The organism is Plantibacter sp. MDV22-iso1 (assembly GCF_058408345.1).
In genome coordinates this window covers 66,862-83,350 of the sequence record NZ_JBZVDY010000004.1, presented here as the reverse complement: position 1 = coordinate 83,350, position 16,489 = coordinate 66,862, and the positions used below count along the sequence as shown (strand labels likewise).

General features: G+C 70.5%; 18 protein-coding genes. 6 read left to right on the top strand and 12 right to left on the bottom strand.

Going from position 1 to position 16,489, the window contains the following annotated elements; all coding sequences use genetic code 11:
- The first annotated feature begins 135 nt into the window (after positions 1 to 135).
- Entirely contained in the window at positions 136 to 597 is a 462-nt protein-coding gene (locus AC4PMY_RS17430; RefSeq protein WP_491623296.1) for a DUF3817 domain-containing protein, read from the top strand.
- A 42-nt stretch (positions 598 to 639) separates the two neighbouring features.
- Here the strand turns inward: AC4PMY_RS17430 and AC4PMY_RS17425 are convergent, their stop codons facing one another.
- Complete coding sequence (locus tag AC4PMY_RS17425) at positions 640 to 1,413, bottom strand: alpha/beta hydrolase (RefSeq protein WP_491623295.1); 774 nt, start codon at positions 1,411 to 1,413, stop codon at positions 640 to 642.
- Positions 1,414 to 1,573: 160 nt separating this feature from the next.
- On the opposite strand from AC4PMY_RS17425, the gene AC4PMY_RS17420 reads away from it, so the two are divergent.
- Positions 1,574 to 2,572: an NAD(+)/NADH kinase gene (locus AC4PMY_RS17420; RefSeq protein ID WP_231884386.1), complete on the top strand. Its 999-nt coding sequence runs from the start codon at positions 1,574 to 1,576 to the stop codon at positions 2,570 to 2,572.
- A 38-nt stretch (positions 2,573 to 2,610) separates the two neighbouring features.
- Here the strand turns inward: AC4PMY_RS17420 and AC4PMY_RS17415 are convergent, their stop codons facing one another.
- Complete coding sequence (locus tag AC4PMY_RS17415) at positions 2,611 to 3,450, bottom strand: siderophore-interacting protein (RefSeq protein WP_139205353.1); 840 nt, start codon at positions 3,448 to 3,450, stop codon at positions 2,611 to 2,613.
- 67 nt (positions 3,451 to 3,517) lie between these two features.
- Between AC4PMY_RS17415 and AC4PMY_RS17410 the strand changes: the two genes are divergently transcribed.
- Complete coding sequence (locus AC4PMY_RS17410; protein ID WP_064296129.1) at positions 3,518 to 3,916, top strand: hypothetical protein; 399 nt, start codon at positions 3,518 to 3,520, stop codon at positions 3,914 to 3,916.
- A gap of 66 nt (positions 3,917 to 3,982) precedes the next feature.
- On the opposite strand, the gene AC4PMY_RS17405 is transcribed toward AC4PMY_RS17410, so the two are convergent.
- The 5 genes from AC4PMY_RS17405 to AC4PMY_RS17385 form a co-directional block, all read right to left on the bottom strand.
- Positions 3,983 to 4,498, bottom strand: a complete 516-nt coding sequence (locus AC4PMY_RS17405) for a CarD family transcriptional regulator (protein ID WP_064296128.1) — start codon at positions 4,496 to 4,498, stop codon at positions 3,983 to 3,985.
- Between the two features lie 65 nt (positions 4,499 to 4,563).
- Positions 4,564 to 5,289, bottom strand: a complete 726-nt coding sequence (locus tag AC4PMY_RS17400) for a TetR/AcrR family transcriptional regulator (protein WP_064296127.1) — start codon at positions 5,287 to 5,289, stop codon at positions 4,564 to 4,566.
- A gap of 158 nt (positions 5,290 to 5,447) precedes the next feature.
- The gene (locus AC4PMY_RS17395; protein ID WP_491623294.1) at positions 5,448 to 6,791 is read right to left on the bottom strand and encodes an HNH endonuclease signature motif containing protein; all 1,344 of its coding nucleotides are present in this window, start codon (positions 6,789 to 6,791) and stop codon (positions 5,448 to 5,450) included.
- Positions 6,761 to 7,243, bottom strand: coding sequence for a hypothetical protein (locus tag AC4PMY_RS17390; RefSeq protein ID WP_064296125.1), 483 nt, complete (start codon positions 7,241 to 7,243; stop codon positions 6,761 to 6,763). The genes AC4PMY_RS17395 and AC4PMY_RS17390 overlap by 31 nt, the downstream gene beginning before the upstream one ends.
- A gap of 56 nt (positions 7,244 to 7,299) precedes the next feature.
- Positions 7,300 to 7,725, bottom strand: a complete 426-nt coding sequence (locus AC4PMY_RS17385) for a VOC family protein (protein WP_194644843.1) — start codon at positions 7,723 to 7,725, stop codon at positions 7,300 to 7,302.
- 136 nt (positions 7,726 to 7,861) lie between these two features.
- Here AC4PMY_RS17385 and AC4PMY_RS17380 point away from each other — a divergent pair, with 136 nt between their 5' ends.
- Both AC4PMY_RS17380 and AC4PMY_RS17375 read left to right on the top strand, forming a co-directional pair.
- Positions 7,862 to 9,094 (top strand): glycosyltransferase, encoded by a 1,233-nt coding sequence (locus tag AC4PMY_RS17380; RefSeq protein WP_082916161.1) that lies wholly within the window; start codon positions 7,862 to 7,864, stop codon positions 9,092 to 9,094.
- A complete protein-coding gene (locus tag AC4PMY_RS17375) occupies positions 9,091 to 9,858 on the top strand; it encodes a PIG-L family deacetylase (RefSeq protein ID WP_064296123.1) in 768 nt (255 codons plus the stop codon). Before AC4PMY_RS17380 ends, AC4PMY_RS17375 begins: the two co-directional genes overlap by 4 nt.
- On the opposite strand, the gene AC4PMY_RS17370 is transcribed toward AC4PMY_RS17375, so the two are convergent.
- Both AC4PMY_RS17370 and AC4PMY_RS17365 read right to left on the bottom strand, forming a co-directional pair.
- Complete coding sequence (locus AC4PMY_RS17370) at positions 9,855 to 11,078, bottom strand: MFS transporter (protein WP_491623293.1); 1,224 nt, start codon at positions 11,076 to 11,078, stop codon at positions 9,855 to 9,857. The genes AC4PMY_RS17375 and AC4PMY_RS17370 overlap by 4 nt on opposite strands.
- Before the next feature lie 21 nt (positions 11,079 to 11,099).
- Positions 11,100 to 12,143, bottom strand: a complete 1,044-nt coding sequence (locus tag AC4PMY_RS17365; RefSeq protein ID WP_491623292.1) for an NAD(P)-dependent alcohol dehydrogenase — start codon at positions 12,141 to 12,143, stop codon at positions 11,100 to 11,102.
- Positions 12,144 to 12,404: 261 nt separating this feature from the next.
- On the opposite strand from AC4PMY_RS17365, the gene AC4PMY_RS17360 reads away from it, so the two are divergent.
- Entirely contained in the window at positions 12,405 to 12,725 is a 321-nt protein-coding gene (locus AC4PMY_RS17360; RefSeq protein ID WP_064295440.1) for a hypothetical protein, read from the top strand.
- A 63-nt stretch (positions 12,726 to 12,788) separates the two neighbouring features.
- Here the strand turns inward: AC4PMY_RS17360 and ligD are convergent, their stop codons facing one another.
- The 3 genes from ligD to AC4PMY_RS17345 all read right to left on the bottom strand — a co-directional run bounded on the left by ligD (position 12,789) and on the right by AC4PMY_RS17345 (position 16,472).
- Positions 12,789 to 13,814, bottom strand: a complete 1,026-nt coding sequence (gene ligD / locus AC4PMY_RS17355; RefSeq protein ID WP_491623291.1) for a non-homologous end-joining DNA ligase — start codon at positions 13,812 to 13,814, stop codon at positions 12,789 to 12,791.
- A 70-nt stretch (positions 13,815 to 13,884) separates the two neighbouring features.
- Complete coding sequence (locus AC4PMY_RS17350; protein WP_064295442.1) at positions 13,885 to 15,366, bottom strand: MFS transporter; 1,482 nt, start codon at positions 15,364 to 15,366, stop codon at positions 13,885 to 13,887.
- Positions 15,367 to 15,539: 173 nt separating this feature from the next.
- On the bottom strand, positions 15,540 to 16,472 hold the full coding sequence (locus tag AC4PMY_RS17345) for an alpha/beta fold hydrolase (protein ID WP_064295495.1): 933 nt from the start codon (positions 16,470 to 16,472) through the stop codon (positions 15,540 to 15,542).
- Positions 16,473 to 16,489: the final 17 nt, after the last annotated feature.

The following is a 16,489-nucleotide window of genomic DNA, read 5'->3' as shown; positions in this document are numbered from 1 at the left end:
CATCTCGGTGAACCGCGTCGCTCCGACGCGTATTCCCGATCCACCCAGGGTGGCAGAACCGGGCGCCCGCTGGGAGCACCCTCTCAGCAGTGCCTGGCAAGCTGGAAGACCTGCACCCCGAGCCTTGGAGCCCCTGTGTCGCCGCGCCGCCTCTTCCGCCTGATCGCGATCGCCGAGGCGATCACCTGGACCCTGCTCATCATCGGGATGATCCTCAAGTACGTCACGAAGACGACCGACCTCGGCGTGAGCATCGGTGGCGCGCTGCACGGCTTCGTGTTCCTCGTCTACGGCGCGACGGTCCTGCTCATCGGCATCAACCAGCGCTGGCCCATCGGCACGATCCTCGTGGGCCTCGTGAGCGCCGTCGTCCCGTACGCGACCATCCCCTTCGACCTCTGGGCGGACCGCACCGGCCGACTCGACGGGGCGTGGCGCCGTGAGGCTGGTGCCGACCCGCGCGACCAGCGCGTGCTCGACCGCCTGACCCGCTGGCTCGTCCGACACCCGGTCCTGCTCGTGGTCGTCGGCGGCCTCGTGGTCGTCGCCGTCTTCACGGCTCTGCTCGTCGTCGGGCCTCCGGTCCCGAAGGGCTGATCGTCAGGGTCCCTGCGGACCGCCGGGGCCCGCCCCGCCCGCTCAGCCGAGCAGCTCGACCAGATTCCGCGTGATCTCGGAGCGGGCCTCATCACTGGAGATCGTCGCCGAACCGTCACCGGGCTGTACCCCGTAGTCACCGAAGCTCGCGTGGTTCGCCCCGCCGATCTCGACCATCGTCGCGTCGGCGGGCAGCCGGACGCGCGCGTCGGCGACCTTCTCCGGGGTACTCAGTCCGTCGTCGCTCCCCGCGAGGCTCAGCACCTCGAGAGCCGAGCCGGAGAGGTCGTTCGCGCAGTAACTCCCGAACAGGACGAGACCCGTCACCGCGGGATCCTCTGCGAGCTGGCAGGCGCGCACCCCGCCGAGCGAGTGGCCGCCGACGAACCAGGTGTCGACGTCCGGGGCGGCGGCGGTGAACGTCTCCAGCGGCCGTTGGTCGAAGAACGCCAGGTTGAGCGTCGGCTTCGTGATGACCACGGTCACGCCGGCCTCCTCGACGACGCCGGACAGCTTGTACAGGTAGGCGTAGGGGTCGACCTTCGCCCCGGGGATGAAGACGAGACCGGTACCGGAGGCCGGACGCTCGGCGTCCGCGGTCGGGGCGAGGACCACGGCGTCGCCGACGTCGGTGACGGACACCGCAGGGTCCTCCCACACCGCGAGTGCGGCGGGACGGGTGCCCTGCATGACGATCTGGGTCCAGACGACGAACCCGAGGACGACGACGAGCACCGCGCAGAGGATTCCGATGAGGATCGACGTCAGCCGCCCCGCCCGCCGCGGTCGGCCAGGGTGCTCGGTCACATCGCTCATGTCGTTCCTCCACGCTCGGCGCCCCGCGAGGATCACGGCGGACCGGCTCCCTCCAGTATCCCAAACGCGGCCCAGGGCGCGTCGGTCGCGAGGCACGCCACTGCCCGCCGGGAGCCCGCGTCCCGGTCGTGCTGTCAGGCGATCGGCCTATGCTCGACGGGTGACCACCACTCGCACGAAGCACCCCACCGGGCCGTCGATGACGATCGGCCTCATCACGCACCCGACGAAGAACATCGACGACTCCGTCCGCATCCTCCGCTCATGGCAGCTCGAACACGGCGCGCGCCTCGTCGGACTCCGCGCGGAGGCCAACCGGCTCGGCGACGACGTCGAACTGCTCGACGAGGACGCCTTCGCGTCGTCGGTCGACGTCGCCGTGGCGATGGGCGGCGACGGCACGATGCTCGGCGCGATGCGGCTGCTCGCCGGCCGATCCGCACCGGTGCTCGGCGTCAACTACGGCAACGTCGGCTTCCTCGTCGAGGTCGAGCCGGCCGCGCTCGCTGAGGCACTCCAACGGGTCAGCGACAACGAGTTCTCCCTCGAACCGCACCACGGCCTCGAGGTGACGATCACCACCGGCGAGCAGGTCGCCCATCTCCTCGCCTTCAACGACGTCTCCATCGCCCGGCGCCCGGGAACCGGCGTGGTCATGGCCGACCTCGCCGTGGACGGCACCGCCTACGGGTACTTCAAAGCCGATGCGATCGTGATCGCCACCCCGACCGGATCGACGGCCTACAACTACGCGGCCGGCGGGCCGGTGCTCTCCCCCGCCGTCGCCGCCACCGTCGTCACGCCGGTCGCGCCCATGTCGGGCATCGACCGCTCGTTCATCCTCGGGCCGGCGGAGCGCCTGCAGTTCTCGATCGGCACGGCGACGAAGCAGGCCGCCGTCGAGATCGACGGCCAGGTCCTGTCCGATGTCGCAAGTGGCGCGGTCGTGACCGTCCGGCTCGTGCGCGACGCAGCCAACGTCGTGCGACTCGACCCGAGCCGGCACTCGCGCAAGGGCCGGATGAAACTCAGCCTGCTCGACCTCCCGTTGCGTCGCGATCAGCTGCTCGACCTCGTTCCACCGGACATCCGGGCACGCGTCGAGCGTCCGTCGCGGGTCCGCCGGACGCGCAGCAAGCCGGCCGACCCCTCACATTGAGTCAGGCGCCCGCCCGCAGCGCGGCGCCGGGGCGGGCGTCACGAGGCCGGCAGGACGACCCCGATCGGTTCGCGCTTCTCCGCCTGGAAGCGGTCTTCGGTGCGTCCGTAGGCCCAGTACCCGGACAGTGAGAGTTGGGAGCGGTCGAGCCCGCGCTGGGTGAGGAACACCTCACGAAGTGCTTTCATCGACTCCCGCTCGCCGTGGGCGAAGACCTGCACGCGTCCGTCGGGCCACGGGTGTCCGGCGATGGCGGTCGCGAGGAGCGCGGCCGTCGATTCGTCGCGGGCCGCACGGCCGACCCAGATGAGCTGCACCCCGGCCGGGTGGTCGAGCTCGACGAGGTCGTCCCGCCCACCGATCTCGAGGAACGCGAGCCCCTTCGCGTCCGCCGGGAGCGCCTCGAGGGCGGCGGCGATCGCGGGGATCGCCGACTCGTCGCCCGCGAAGAGGTGCCAGTCGGCGGTCGGGTCGGGCCGGTAGGCACCGCCGGGGCCGGCGAGCACGACGCGGTCTCCCGGCTGAGCGGCAGCGGCCCACGGGCCGGCGATGCCCTCGTCGCCGTGCACCACGAAGTCGATGTCGATGGTGCCCGCCGCCTGGTCCACGCGTCGCACCGTGTAGGTGCGGGTGACCGGGAGGTCGGCGGGTGCCAGCGTCTCACGGAGCGCCGCGAGGTCATACGGTGGCTCGAGGCCGAGTTCGGGCTTGGCGAAGGAGATCTTCACGTAGCTGTCGGTGGCGTCCTTGGGCTGGAAGTCGGCGAAGCCTGGACCGCCGAGGGTGAGGCGCACGAGGTGCGGTGTGACCCAGGAACTGCGGACCACCTCGAGGATGATCTGTGGACGTGGGGCTCGAGGTCGCGGTGTCGTCGTCATGATTGTCTCCATTCTGCCGCCCATCGGACGGTCTCGGCATCCCCGATCCCGCTGTCATACTTGAGGGATGGCTACGACCGCAGGCTGGTACCCGCACCCCGACGACCCGACGAAGGAACTCCACTTCGACGGCGAGACCTGGGGCGACTCGAGGGTGCTGCGGTTCCAGCGGGACAAGCCGTCGCAGGCCGACGCCGCGGGCTGGTACCCGCACCCGACCGACGAGGAACGCCAGGTCCACTTCGACGGACGAGCATGGACGGACACGCGGGTGTTGCAGCTCAGCGGCGGCGCGTCCGCTGACGGCGGGCAGGCTCCGGTCTACGTGTCGCCCGCCGAACTGCCGGCCCCGGAACGCGAGAGCCGTGCCTGGACGATCACCAAGGCCGCCCTGTCCTTCGGGCCGATCGTCGCCATCGCGGTCGTCGGCGTGCTGGCGATCGTCAGCGGCAACACCGGGAGCTGAGGCACCCTCCACGACGACGAAGAGCGCCCCGCCGAACCGGCGGGGCGCTCTTCATCTGCATGGGTCCTACTTGGCTGCGACGGCCTCGGGGGTCGCGATCGACGAGGCGAGCACCTCGTCGAGGCCCGCGGACGCCTCTTCGTCGGTCATCGACTGCGCGAGCGCGAGTTCGGAGACGAGCACCTGGCGCGCCTTCTGGAGCATGCGCTTCTCGCCGGCCGACACGCCGCTGTCCTGGTCGCGACGCCACAGGTCGCGGACGACCTCGCCGACGCGGTGGACGTTGCCACTGGCCATCTTCTCCTGGTTGGCCTTGTACCGACGCGACCAGTTGCCGGGCTCCTCGACGAACGGCTCACGGAGCACGCCGTAGACGGCCTGGACGCCGTCGTGGTCGATGACGTCGCGCACACCGACGAGGTCGGCGTTCGCGATCGGCAGCTTGATGGTGAGCTCGGACGTGTGCACGCGAAGCGTCATGACGTCCTGCTCGACACCCTTGATCGTCACCTTCGACAACTCGGTGATGGTGACCGCTCCGTGGTGCGGGTAGACCAGGGTCTCTCCAACGATGAACTGCATGGTTCCTCTTCTCTTCTCAGGTCGTCACCGGTACTCGCGCACCGGCGTCGTCGTGTTCCGGCGGTTCAGCGGCCGGATGGTTCGGGGGTCGGTGGTGGCGGTGACGCGCCGACGGATCGTTCGTCGAGCAGCCAGGCGGGCAGCAGGGCGACCAGGGCTTCGACCAGTTCGTCGTCCGAGACGTCGATGCGTCCGCGGCGCCAGCCGTCGACGAGGGAGAGCGTGCCACCGGCGACATAGGCGGAGACCAGGCCCGCCGGGATACCGACCGGGACCTCGGTGCGCTCGAGCAGCGAGCCGATGAGGTGGTCGGCGTGCTCGCCGACGAGGTCGTCGAATGCGCTGCGGGCGACGGGGAGCTCGAGCACGCTCGAGTACAGCGGTGCGTCTTCGAGGAGCTGGGCGACGAGGCGTCGGTAGGCTTCGCGGGCGCGCTCGGCGCTACCCAGCGACTCCCCCGCGGGCCGCACCGAGACACCAGACGCGGCAAGGCCGGCGAACTGCACCCGCAGGTAGGCCGCGGTGAGGTCGTCGAGGCTGGCGAAGTGCGCATAGAACGAGCTGCGGCTGATCCCGGCGACCCGGACGATGTCGCCGACGGACACGCGTTCCGGCCGACCCGCCAGAATGGTGGCGACGGCGTCGAAGATCGTCTGCCTGGTGCGCTCGGCACGTGGGTCGCCCGTCGCTCGGAGGACGGGAGTGAAGCGCTCGACGCGCGACGGCGGAGCGGGACGTTCTGTGGTGGACTGCTCGGCACCGAGGGCGGGAACTCCTGATGTGCGAGGCATTCCCACCAGTGTACCATGACTTCTCGGACAGCTGTCCGAGACAGCACCTGTCGGCTTCGAGTGGGTCCCTCCTCCAGGTCCATCCGGGCACACCTCTCTCCCCCGAGCCGAGGCAGCGCGACCCGAGTGCCCTTCGACAGACTCAGGACCGGCGCAGGTCAGAAGGGTGCGGGATCCGGTTCCGTCCGATGGTGTTTCCCGTCGGGTGTCGTCCACTCAAGGACCCCACCCGGTCCGTGGTCGAGGTTCCACCCCGGAAGGTGCTTCATCCGGTGGTGATGTCGACACAGGCAGGCGAGGTTTCCGACATCCGTTGCGCCGCCGTCCTCCCACGCGACCGAATGATCGAGATCGCACGCTCTGGCCCGCCTGCCGCAGCCTGGTGCGCGACAGGTGCCGTCCCGGAGGCGCACCGCCCGTTGGAGATCGGCCGGAACGCGATACTGGTTCCGGCCGACGGAGAGGACCGCACCGGTTTCCGCCTGGACGAGGATCCGGGTGAAGCTGGGCGCGTTCACCGCGATCCGTGCCGCGGTCTCGGGGTCGATCGGGCCGTAGCCGTCGAGGGTAGCCGGGGCCTCGGAGACGCCGGCCATGCTGAGCGCTCGGACGGTGATCTGCACGGTCGGCTTGATGTGTTCCTGCACCTCGATCGGGTGCGGCAGCACCGGGCTCGACATGACATCCTCCGGCGTCACACCGGTCAGGGCGAGCGCCGCCAGGGCGTCGGCCTGCAGTTGTGCGCACGTGCGAGTGTCGCCCACGGCGCGTGACTCCGCTGCCGCCGCTTCGATCCGCTCGGAGACGCCCTGCGCGATCGGTGCCGTCGTGAAGAGGTGCACCCACGCCATCCCGTCGGCCGCGGGCTCGAACTCCACCCGGCGGTCGGCCTCGGAGCGGACGGCTCGGGCGGTGATGGATTCGGGGTGGAGGCGTTCGCGGAGGACTCGGGCGCGCTTCCGGAGGTACGCATTGGTGGATTGTCCGGCGACCGGCAGGACCTCGGCGAGGAACACCGCCTGCCCCTCGACCGGCACGTCACTGAGTTGGTCGAGGATCGTCTGCGCGTGCCGCGCCGAGATGCGCCCCGCCTTAAGTGACGCCAGCACCGCCGGTGCGTCGTTCACGAGGCGCTCGGCGTCGTTCGTCGCACGCTGGATCGTCCGCTCCGGTATTCGGGTCGCCATCGCGAGGGCCGCACACGTCGACCGACGAGACAGTGCCTGGCGCTCGGCCGGCGGGAAGACCGCCGGGACCGTGGCGTCCGCGAAGGCATCGGCACAGGCGGCGGAGCGGGCGAGGAGGCGCGCCTTGCGTGCGTCCAGGACAGCCTGCTGGCGGTGGAGGTCCGCCCACTCGTCCGAGAACTCCGCGAGGCGCGCGGCGCAGTCGTCGCTCGCGCGGATCGCGCTGTGCTCGACGGCCGGGCGGGGTTGCTCGGAGTCGCTGAGGCGCTCAGGGTCGGAGGAGACTACCGGAGGATCTCGACGAGCAGCACCCAAGCACCGACCACGGAGCCGATGAACACAAGGATGAAGCCGGCAGCCAGCCAGCCGAGACCGACCGACGAACCGAGGAGGAGCAATACACCGCCGATCACGAACGGGATCATCTGCAACACCGGGACCGCAGCCTTGAGGGCGCGCGGTCCATGCTCGGCATCCTGGTGGCGGAGGATCCGGACCGCGGCGTCGATCGCGAACCACAGAGCGAGGGCGGTCAGGAGCAGGACCTCGACACCGTACAAGGCGTCGGCCTGACCCGGGATGAGTCCTGCGGCAGCGACGACGACGATCAACACCAGGGAGCTGATCGTCGCCGCCGCCCGCGCCGGCATGGACGGGATCTCGATGATCTTGGCGATGTTCACGGACATCGCGACGATGATGAGTCCGGCGAGCGCCGCCGCAGCGCCCGCCGTCGCGACGAAGAAATCGTTCCACGCTTCAGTCATCGCTGCTCCTCGGGAAGCCGATGTCGTCCCACGACACCACTGCCGTCACGCTCACGTCACCCCTCTGCAGGGGCGGCGATGTTCACCAGCCAGGTGATCCCGAAGCGGTCCTGCACCATGCCGAAGGAGTCGCCCCAGGGCGCCACGCTCAGCGGCTGCTGGACGGTGCCGCCATCAGAGAGCCGCTCGAAGTACTCGCGCAATTGGGTCTCGTCGGTGTCCGACCCACTCAGCGACATCGAGAAGTTGCTGCCCTCTCGGTAGTCCATGTGCTTCGGCGTGTCCGACCCCATGAACACGACCCCGGCGTCGCCAGTCAGCTGGGAGTGCATCACCAGATCGACCTCGTCCGGCTCGACCGCGGCACCGAAGTCGCCGAACGTCGACACCGTCAGTTCGCCGCCGAAGACCCCCTGGTAGAACTCCATCGCCTCACGGGCTGTCCCGCGGAAGCCGAGGTACGGGTTGAGCGTCGTCATGATCGTCCCTTTCGCCTGGACGGGCGCATCGTCGCGCTCGTCTCGCGATCATTCTCACGCTCCGGCGTCGGATGTGCGAGCACGTTCTGGTGTCTCCGTCACGAGGGGCTGGGACGCCCACGGCTACTAGGCTCGTCTGGTGCCCTCGCAACCCCAGCCCCTCCGCATCGCGATGATCTCGCTCCACACCAGTCCCGGTGACGAGCCGGGTTCCGGTGACGCCGGCGGGATGAACGTCGTGGTCCGTCATCAGGCCGTCGCGATGGGCGCAGCGGGCCATGAGGTCGACGTCATCACCCGGCGGTCATCTGCCGACCAGCCGTCCGCCGCATCCCTCGCCCCCGGCGTGACCCTGCGCTTCCTCGACGCCGGTCCCGCCGAACCGGTCGCGAAGGGTCGGCACGAAGAGTTCGTCGACGACTTCCGCTCGGAACTCGCCCGACTGCCGCGATACGACGTCCTGCACGCCCACCACTGGTTCTCCGGCATGGCCGCACTCCCCCTCGCGCGGGAACTGGGGATCCCGCATGTGCAGAGCTTCCACAGCATCGCCGCCGAGTCCACCACCCCGCTCTCGCACGGCGAGCGCGCCGAGTCCCCCGGGCGCCTGGCCGGCGAGGCACGGCTCGCCGCGGAGTCGGACGCGGTCGTCGCGATCAGCGCGGCCGAGGCCGACACCGCGATCGCGCGGCTCGGAGCCCGCCCCGACCGGGTGTCGATCGTGCCACCCGGTGTCGACGGGACGCTGTTCCACCCGCTCGACGGTCCTCGTTCCGGTCGCCCGACCGCGGTGGTCGCCGGTCGCCTCCACCCGCTGAAGGGCTTCGACCTCGCCATCGAGACCATCGCCGCGGTCGCGCCCGAGCTCCGCCCCGAACTCGTCATCGCCGGGGACGTCTCCGTCGACTACGACCGCTACGCCGAGGAACTCGCCGCCCTCGCCCGCGACCTCGGTGTCGCCGACGACGTCCGCTTCGTCGGGCCGCAGTCGCGCATCGGACTCGCCACGCTGTTCCGCGAGAGCACGCTCGTGCTCGTCCCCTCGCACTCGGAGACGTACGGTCTCGTCGCGCTCGAAGCCGCGGCGAGCGGCGTGCCGACCGTCGTGGCCGCCTCAGGCGGATTGCGGGAGGCCGTCGTCGACGGAGAGACGGGCATCGTCATCGACTCCCGCGACCCGCACATCTGGGGTGCTGCGGTCTCGTCCATCCTGGGCGACCCGAAGCGGCTCGCGCAGCTCGGTTCGGCAGCGCGACGTCGGGCGGAGCGGTTCGACTGGCAGCGCTCGGGAGACGCCCTCGTCGACGTCTACCGGACCCTGGTCGAGAACGCTCCCGCCGTCGCCACCGCCCCGGCGACCTCGACCTCGTGAACCACGGACTCCTCCCGCTCATCGACAGCGGGCGCACCGTCCTGTTCGCGCACGCGCATCCCGACGACGAGACCCTCGCTTCGGGCGCGCTCATCGCCGAACTCGTGGACCACGGTGCTCGCGTCGTCCTCGTGACGGCCACGCGAGGCGAGCGCGGCGAGGTCGTCGACGGCCCGCTCCGGTCCCTCGCCGGAACCGCTGCTCTCGCGTCCCACCGCGAGTCGGAGCTCGCCGCCGCCTGCCGCACGCTCGGCGTGGCCGAGCAGTTCTGGCTGGGGACGGGTCCGGCGGCCCGACCGGGGACGTCGACGCGATACGTGGACTCGGGCATGCGGTGGGTGCGCGAGGGACTCGCCGGCCCCGCTGACGACGTCTCCCCCGGTGCGTTCTCGCTCGCTCCGCTCGACGACGTCGCGGACGACCTCGTCGCGGTCATCGGACACGTCTCGCCGGACCTGGTCGTCAGCTACGACCACGGTGGCGGGTACGGGCACCCGGACCACCTCCGGATGCACGAGGCCGCGATCGTCGCCGCGCGGAGGAGCGGGGTGCCCTTCGCGGAACTCGTGCACCACCGCACCGACCTGGAACCGCTGGGCGACGACGCCGTGTGGTTCCCACTCGGGCACCGCCTCCCGATCGTCGCCGCGGCACTCGCGGAACACGCCAGCCAATTGACGGTCGACGGCGAGCAGCTCGTCCACTCCGGCGGTCAGCGTGAGGACATCACCACCTCGGTGGGCCTGCGACTCCAGTCCCGCTAGGCGGTCGTCGGCTGGTTCCGGTGCTCCCGCGGCATGCGGGACGCGAGCACGGGGACGAGCAGCATGAGCACGACCGCGGAGCCGAACGCCGCGGGGAACGAGAAGGCGTCGAGCAGTGCGCCGGCGACCAGCGGGCCGACGATGGCGCCGAGGTCGGACGTCGCCTGGAAGACCGCGACGGCCCGACCACCCCGACCACCCGCGGCGTCTCCGACGGCCGCCGCCGGAGCGGTCCCGAGGAAGGCCGCCGCGACACCGTAGACGCAGAGGGCGACGACCAGCAGCCAGAGCTCGCCGACGAACGGCATGGCGAGGAGCGCCGCCGCCGCGACCGGGAACGCGACGAGCATCGCGGGTCGTCGTCCGACGGTGTCGACGAAGCGGCCGGCGGGACCGAGCGCGAGCGTCTGCGCGACAGCGGCGATCGCGAAGGCGATCCCGGTCCAGGCTGCCTCCTCATGGAGCGCCTCCACGACGAGGACCGGAACGAGTGCGCCCCGGACGCCCATCGACGCCCAGCCGTTCGCGAAGTTCGCGAGGAGCGCCGCCTGGTACCGGCGATCGGCGAGGACCGTGCGGAAGGGCTCGGCCTGCGTGGCGGTCTCGACCGGCGCGGCGATCCGACTGCCGCGCAGCATCACGAGTCCGAGGACGCCGGCGACCGTGAGGGTCCCGGCGTAGAAGAAGAACGGTGCCGTGAGCGAGATGGTCGCGAGCAGGCCACCGACGGCCGGTCCGGCCATGCCGCCGACGAGGAACCCGCCCTGGTAGAACCCGACCGCCCGCCCGCGACGGTGCGGTGGGGTGGTGCGCAGCAGCAGCGTCATCGCGGCGACGGAGAACATCGCCGACCCGATCCCTCCGACCCCGCGGAGCAGGAGCAGCTGCGGATAGTCCGCCGCGAGCCCGACGAGCGCGCTCGACACCGCGACGATCCCGATGCCGGACGCCAGCACCACCCGCTCGCCGATCCGATCGACGAGCGCACCCACGAACGGGTTCGCGATGAGCCGCATGAGCGCGAAGACCGAGACGACCGCGCCGACCTCGAGGTAGCCGACGCCGAAGCTGCGCACGTACACGGGCAGGACCGGGATCACGACACCGAACCCGAGCATCACGAAGAACGCGACACCGCCGAGGACGAGGACCTCGCGGCCGAGGGGTTCACGAGGAACGGCTCCCGCTCCGCCTGGACGACGGAACGGGAGCCGGATCATGCTCTCAGGGTATCGGTGCGATCAGCCGATCGTCGCCGTGTCGATGACGAAGCGGTAGCGGACGTCGCTGCGGACCACGCGGTCGTAGGCGCCCTCGACCTCGTCGGCACCGATGAGCTCGATCTGCGAACCGATGCCGTGCTCAGCGCAGAAGTCGAGCATCTCCTGCGTCTCGCGGATGCCGCCGATGTTCGAGCCGGCGAGCGAGCGGCGGCCACCGACGAGCGAGAACACCCGGAACTGCTGCGTGTTCTCGGGCAGTCCGACGAAGACCATCGAGCCGTTGAGCTTGAGGGTCGACAGGTAGGCGTCGATGTCGAGGTCGGCGGAGACCGTGTTGATGATGAGGTCGAAGCGTCCGCGGAGCGACTTCAGGGTGCCCTCTTCGCCGGTCGCGTAGTAGTGGTCGGCCCCGAAGCGCTTGCCGTCCTCCTCCTTCGAGGTCGTCTGGCTGAGCACGGTCACCTCTGCGCCGAGGGCGTGGGCGATCTTGACGCCCATGTGGCCGAGACCACCCATCCCGACGATGGCGACCTGCTTGCCGGGACCGGCGCCCCAGTGCTTCAACGGCGAGTAGGTGGTGATGCCGGCGCACAGCAGGGGTGCCGCGACGTCGAGCTCGATGCCCTCGGGGATGCTCAGCACGTAGTTCTCGTCGGCGACGATCTGCTTGCTGTAGCCGCCGTAGGTGGGCTCGCCGTCGTACTCGCGGCCGTTGTAGGTGGCGACGTTGCCCTTCAGGCAGAACTGCTCCTCGCCGGCGAGGCAGTTCTCGCACTCGCGGCAGGAGTCGACGAAACAGCCGATGCCGACGCGGTCGCCGACCTGGTGCTTGGTGACCGCGTCGCCGACCTCGGTGACGATGCCGGCGATCTCGTGACCGGGGACCATCGGGAAGATGGCCTTGCCCCATTCCTCGCGGGCCTGGTGGATGTCGCTGTGGCAGATGCCGGCGTAGTGGACGTCGATGACGACGTCGTTGGCGCGCGGCGTACGGCGCTCGATGGCGCCGACCTCGAACGGCGCGTCGGCGGTGGGCTTGATGATGGCGGCGACGGTGGTCATAGGACTCCTCGGGCTGGGGTGTTGGGGGGTGCCGTGGGGCGGGATGCACGCGCCGGACAGCACGTTCGACGCTAGCAGCCCACTCCACCGGACGGCCCCCCAAGGGACGATCGCCCGAGCTGTGCTACGAGCAGCGCGGAGGTGTGAATCCCTGCAGAGTTGCTTGGCAGTTCCCGCAGAGGATCGGCCTCGGGGTGGCATCTCGCCGAGAACCCGAGCATGGTGGGGAACTCGTATTCGCGAACGGAACGGAGAACACACATGCTCACCCTGACCGAGAACGCCGGCCGAGTCGTCAAGACCCTCGCCGAGAACGCACCACTCACCCCGGGACTGGTCGTCCCGGACGACGCGTCGTCGCTCACGCACGGCGCCGGACTGCGCATCAGCAGCAGCTCCGACGACAACAACTTCGAAGTCACCATGACGGCGACGCCGCACGAGGCCGACCAGGTCATCGAAAGCGCCGGAGCAACCGTCTTCCTCGAGGAGTCCGCAGCCGTCGCCCTGAGCGACGCGGTCCTCGACGCGCAGATCGACGAGCAGGGCGGCGTCCGCTTCGCCCTCGGTAAGGCCGAATAGCGCCTGAGTCCAGAGAACGCCCGGTGATCCACGATCACCGGGCGTTCGTGCGTCCGGGTGGGCTCAGTCCTCGGCGTGTCTGGCGCGACTCGGCTGCACCCGTGGCGGCTCGCCCGGCATCTTCGGGAAGTCGGGAGGGAACGGGAGCTCGCCCAGCCCCTGCTCGAGGTCCCGCTCCCACCACTGCAGGAGGACGTCGATGCGCCCAGCGGTGTCGTGCATGCCGGCCCACGGGTCGCCGGTCGTCCGGAGTCGCTCCGGGACGGTCCGCACTGTGAACGAGCCCGGGTCGATCTCGGGGAGTTCGTCCCAGGTCACCGGACACGAGACGGTCGCCGAGGCCAGCGAACGCGGGCTGTAGGCGCCGGCCATCGTCCGATCGCGGTTCGCCTGGTTGTAGTCGACGAAGATGCGTTCACCGCGCTCCTCCTTCCACCACGAGGTCGTGACCCGGTCGGGATCCCGTCGCTCCAGTTCCCGAGCCGCGGCGATCACGGCGTGCCGGACGTCGAGGAACTCGTGCTCCGGCTCGATGGGCGCGAACACGTGGACACCTCGGTTGCCGGAGGTCTTCACGAACCCCGTCAGACCGACCTCCGTCAACAGCTCCTGCAGCGAGCCCGCAACGCGCACGGCGTCGGCGAAGTCGGTTCCCGGCTGCGGGTCGAGGTCGATCCGCAGTTCGTCCGGGTGGTCGGTGTCCGACGCCCGTGACGGCCACGGGTGGAACACGACCGTGTTCATCTGCGCAGCCCAGACGACCGCAGCCGCCTCGTCGAGGACGAGTTGCGGATGCCGCCGGCCACTCGGATACACGACGTCGACCGCCCGGACGTACTCCGGCGCCCCCTTCGGCGGGTTCTTCGAGAAGAACCACTCGCCGTCCACGCCGCCTGGGAACCGCTGCAGGGACACCGGACGGTCGCCGTTGGCGGCGAGGAAGGCCGGCGCGACCTCGATGAGGTATTCCGCGAGCTCCCGCTTCGTGACACCGGACGCCTCCCAGAGCACGCGGTCGGGACTGGAGAGACGCACCTCGCGGTCGCCGTGCGGTCCGGGGACGGTGAGGACGATCGCGGTGCTGGCCATGTCGGACACGGTACGCCGACGGCACCCTGCTGTCAGGAGGCTTGTGCTCGACGAAGCGGCGCCGTCCCGCTCAGCCCAGGTGGACGGCCTGCTGGTCACCCGAGGGCAGGAGGTCCTCCTTGCGACCGCGGATGCAGACGACCGCGATGACGCTCGCGATCACGAGGCCGACCGCAGCCGCGATGAACGCCGCCGAGTAGCCCTGGGTGAACGCCACGAGCTGCGAGGCCTGATCCGTGACCGTCGCCTGGTCGGTGACACTCGCGTAGACCGTGGTGAAGACCGACAGGCCGATCGACCCACCGATCTGCATGGAGGCGTTCGCCGTGGCGGAGGCCGCACCGGCGTCGTGCGGGGCGACTCCCGTCAGCGCGAGGTTCTGCATCGGGACGAAGATCATCGCCATGCCGATCCCGAGCACGAGCAGCGCCGGCAGCACCTGGACGAAGTAGTCGCCGTCGGCCGTGATGCGGCTGAGGTATACGAGGGCGGCCGCCGCGACGAGCGGACCGATGATGAGCAGCGGGCGCGGGCCGATGGCCGGCAGGAGCTTCGTGGCGATCGGGGCGACGATCATGATCGCGACGGTCATCGGGAGGGTCGCGATGCCCGCCTCGAGCGGCGGGAAGCCGAGCACGATCTGCAGGTGGAACGTCAGGTAGAGCAGGGCACCGATCATGACGCTGCCGACGATCATCTGCATGAGGAAGGCACCGCCGCGGACCCGGTCGGCCACGATGCGCAGCGGGAGCAGAGGCTGCGCGACACGCATCTCGATGAAGACGAAGAGGGAGAGGAGTCCCGCACCGAGCGCGAGGAAGCCGATGGTGTCGGCGCTCCCCCAGCCGCCCTCGGCCAGCGTGAAGCCGTAGACGAGGGAACCGAGGCCCAGGATGACCGTGATCGCACCGAGCCAGTCGTAGCGGTTGTCGCCCTCGGCCTTGCTCTCGGTCACGAGGATGAGGCCGGCGATGAGTCCGACGATCACGAAGGGCACGTTGACGAGCAGGCACCAGCGCCAGTCGACGAACTCGGTCAGCACGCCGCCGAGGATCAGGCCCACGGCCGCCCCGGCACCGGCGACGGTACCGAAGACGGCGAAGGCCGTGTTGCGGTCGCGGCCGTGGGCGAAGGTGACGGTGAGGAGCGCGAGTGCGGCGGGCGCCATGAGCGCGGCGAACACGCCCTGCAGGCCGCGCGCGATGATGAGTTCGGTCCCGCTCTGGGCGAACCCGCCGAAGGCCGATGCGGCGCCGAAGCCGACCATGCCGACCAGGTAGGTGCGCTTCCGGCCCCAGTAGTCGGCGATGCGGCCACCGAGCAGCAACAGCGCGCCGAACGCGAGGGCGTAGGCCGTGACGACCCACTGACGCTGCGTGTCGGACAGCTCGAGCTCCTGCTGGGCTGCCGGAAGGGCGATGTTCACGATCGTGCCGTCGAGGACGACGATGAGCTGCGTCATCGCGAGGACGACGAGGACCCACCAGCGGCGGGCCGGGGAACCGGACGGTGCTGTGGTGGGATGCGATGCGGTGGCTGCGGATGCAGACAAGGAGGACCTCCGTGCGAGGGGTGTGGGTGCTGGGGGTTTCCAGCCCCAGATCGATGCTCGACACACGGCGCGGGTGCAGCACGGTGCGGACGATCAACCACCCCAACCACGAAGTCGGGCAGAGGACCAGGATAGCGGATGCCGACGTCGCTGCACCCGTGAGGCCACGCGGATCACTCCGAGGTGAAGAGATCGAGCACGGCCTCCGGGTGTTCCACCGCCGCGAAGTGCCCGGTCGCCGGCAGGGTGCGCAGTCGCAGGTCCGGGACGAGAGCGGTGAGGACGGCTGCATCGTCGGGCCCGACGAAGACGTCGCGGTCGCCCGTCATGCAGCGGACGGGACACCGCACGCCGCGCCAGACGTGCAGGTCGTAGGCGGCGGCCGCTCGGGCCGCCAGGAGGAACGACGCCGGCCGGACGTCGGCTGCGAGCGCGTCGACGACCGAGCGGTCGAGGTCCCGACGTCGTCCGAACAGGGGCGACATGAGCGGTGCGAGCAGACCGATCCGGTTCAGCGCGCGGACGAGCCCTGGCCCGCGTCCGCCGAGCGCCTGCAGCATCCGCATCGCGAGGAGCATGCCCGCGAACCACGGGAGCCGGGCGCCGCCACCGAGCGGCTGCCGGATCGCCTCGACGACCCCGATCCCCGTCGGTGAGACGAGGTCGACCCGGATCGTCGCCTCGGGTTCGCGGACGGCGAGGTCGAGCGCGACGAACCCGCCGAGCGAATGCCCGACGAGACGCCAGGACAGGTAGCCGAGCGAGCGGGCGACGGTCGCGACGGCGGTGGAGAGGTCTCCGACCGTCACCGGATCGGCGGCGGGAAGTGCCGATGCACCCCACCCCGGGAGATCCACGGCGATGACGTCGTCGACGACCGCGCCCCGCTCGTCGTCGGCGCGGAGGAGGGGTGACCAGGTGGTCCAGGAACCGGCGGCGCCGTGCAGCAGGATCGTTGCCGGTCCACCCGCTTCGCGCCCCGCACGGACGGTGACCGGTCCGAGATCGGTGTCCACGGTGACGCGTCCCAGGCCGAGCGCGGTCGCATCGGCGGTGATCACGGAGGGGTCGTCCGGCGGGGCGGGACGCGAGGGGTTCACGGGCATGCGTGTCATTCGGAAAC

Coding starts and splice junctions, on each gene's coding strand:
- AC4PMY_RS17425 (WP_491623295.1), bottom strand. CDS start 1,413: ATGAGCGATGTGACCGAGCACCCTGGCCGACCGCGGCGGGCGGGGCGG.
- AC4PMY_RS17415 (WP_139205353.1), bottom strand. CDS start 3,450: ATGACGACGACACCGCGACCTCGAGCCCCACGTCCACAGATCATCCTC.
- AC4PMY_RS17410 (WP_064296129.1), top strand. CDS start 3,518: ATGGCTACGACCGCAGGCTGGTACCCGCACCCCGACGACCCGACGAAG.
- AC4PMY_RS17405 (WP_064296128.1), bottom strand. CDS start 4,498: ATGCAGTTCATCGTTGGAGAGACCCTGGTCTACCCGCACCACGGAGCG.
- AC4PMY_RS17400 (WP_064296127.1), bottom strand. CDS start 5,289: ATGCCTCGCACATCAGGAGTTCCCGCCCTCGGTGCCGAGCAGTCCACC.
- AC4PMY_RS17390 (WP_064296125.1), bottom strand. CDS start 7,243: ATGACTGAAGCGTGGAACGATTTCTTCGTCGCGACGGCGGGCGCTGCG.
- AC4PMY_RS17370 (WP_491623293.1), bottom strand. CDS start 11,078: ATGATCCGGCTCCCGTTCCGTCGTCCAGGCGGAGCGGGAGCCGTTCCT.
- AC4PMY_RS17365 (WP_491623292.1), bottom strand. CDS start 12,143: ATGACCACCGTCGCCGCCATCATCAAGCCCACCGCCGACGCGCCGTTC.
- AC4PMY_RS17360 (WP_064295440.1), top strand. CDS start 12,405: ATGCTCACCCTGACCGAGAACGCCGGCCGAGTCGTCAAGACCCTCGCC.
- ligD (WP_491623291.1), bottom strand. CDS start 13,814: ATGGCCAGCACCGCGATCGTCCTCACCGTCCCCGGACCGCACGGCGAC.
- AC4PMY_RS17345 (WP_064295495.1), bottom strand. CDS start 16,472: ATGCCCGTGAACCCCTCGCGTCCCGCCCCGCCGGACGACCCCTCCGTG.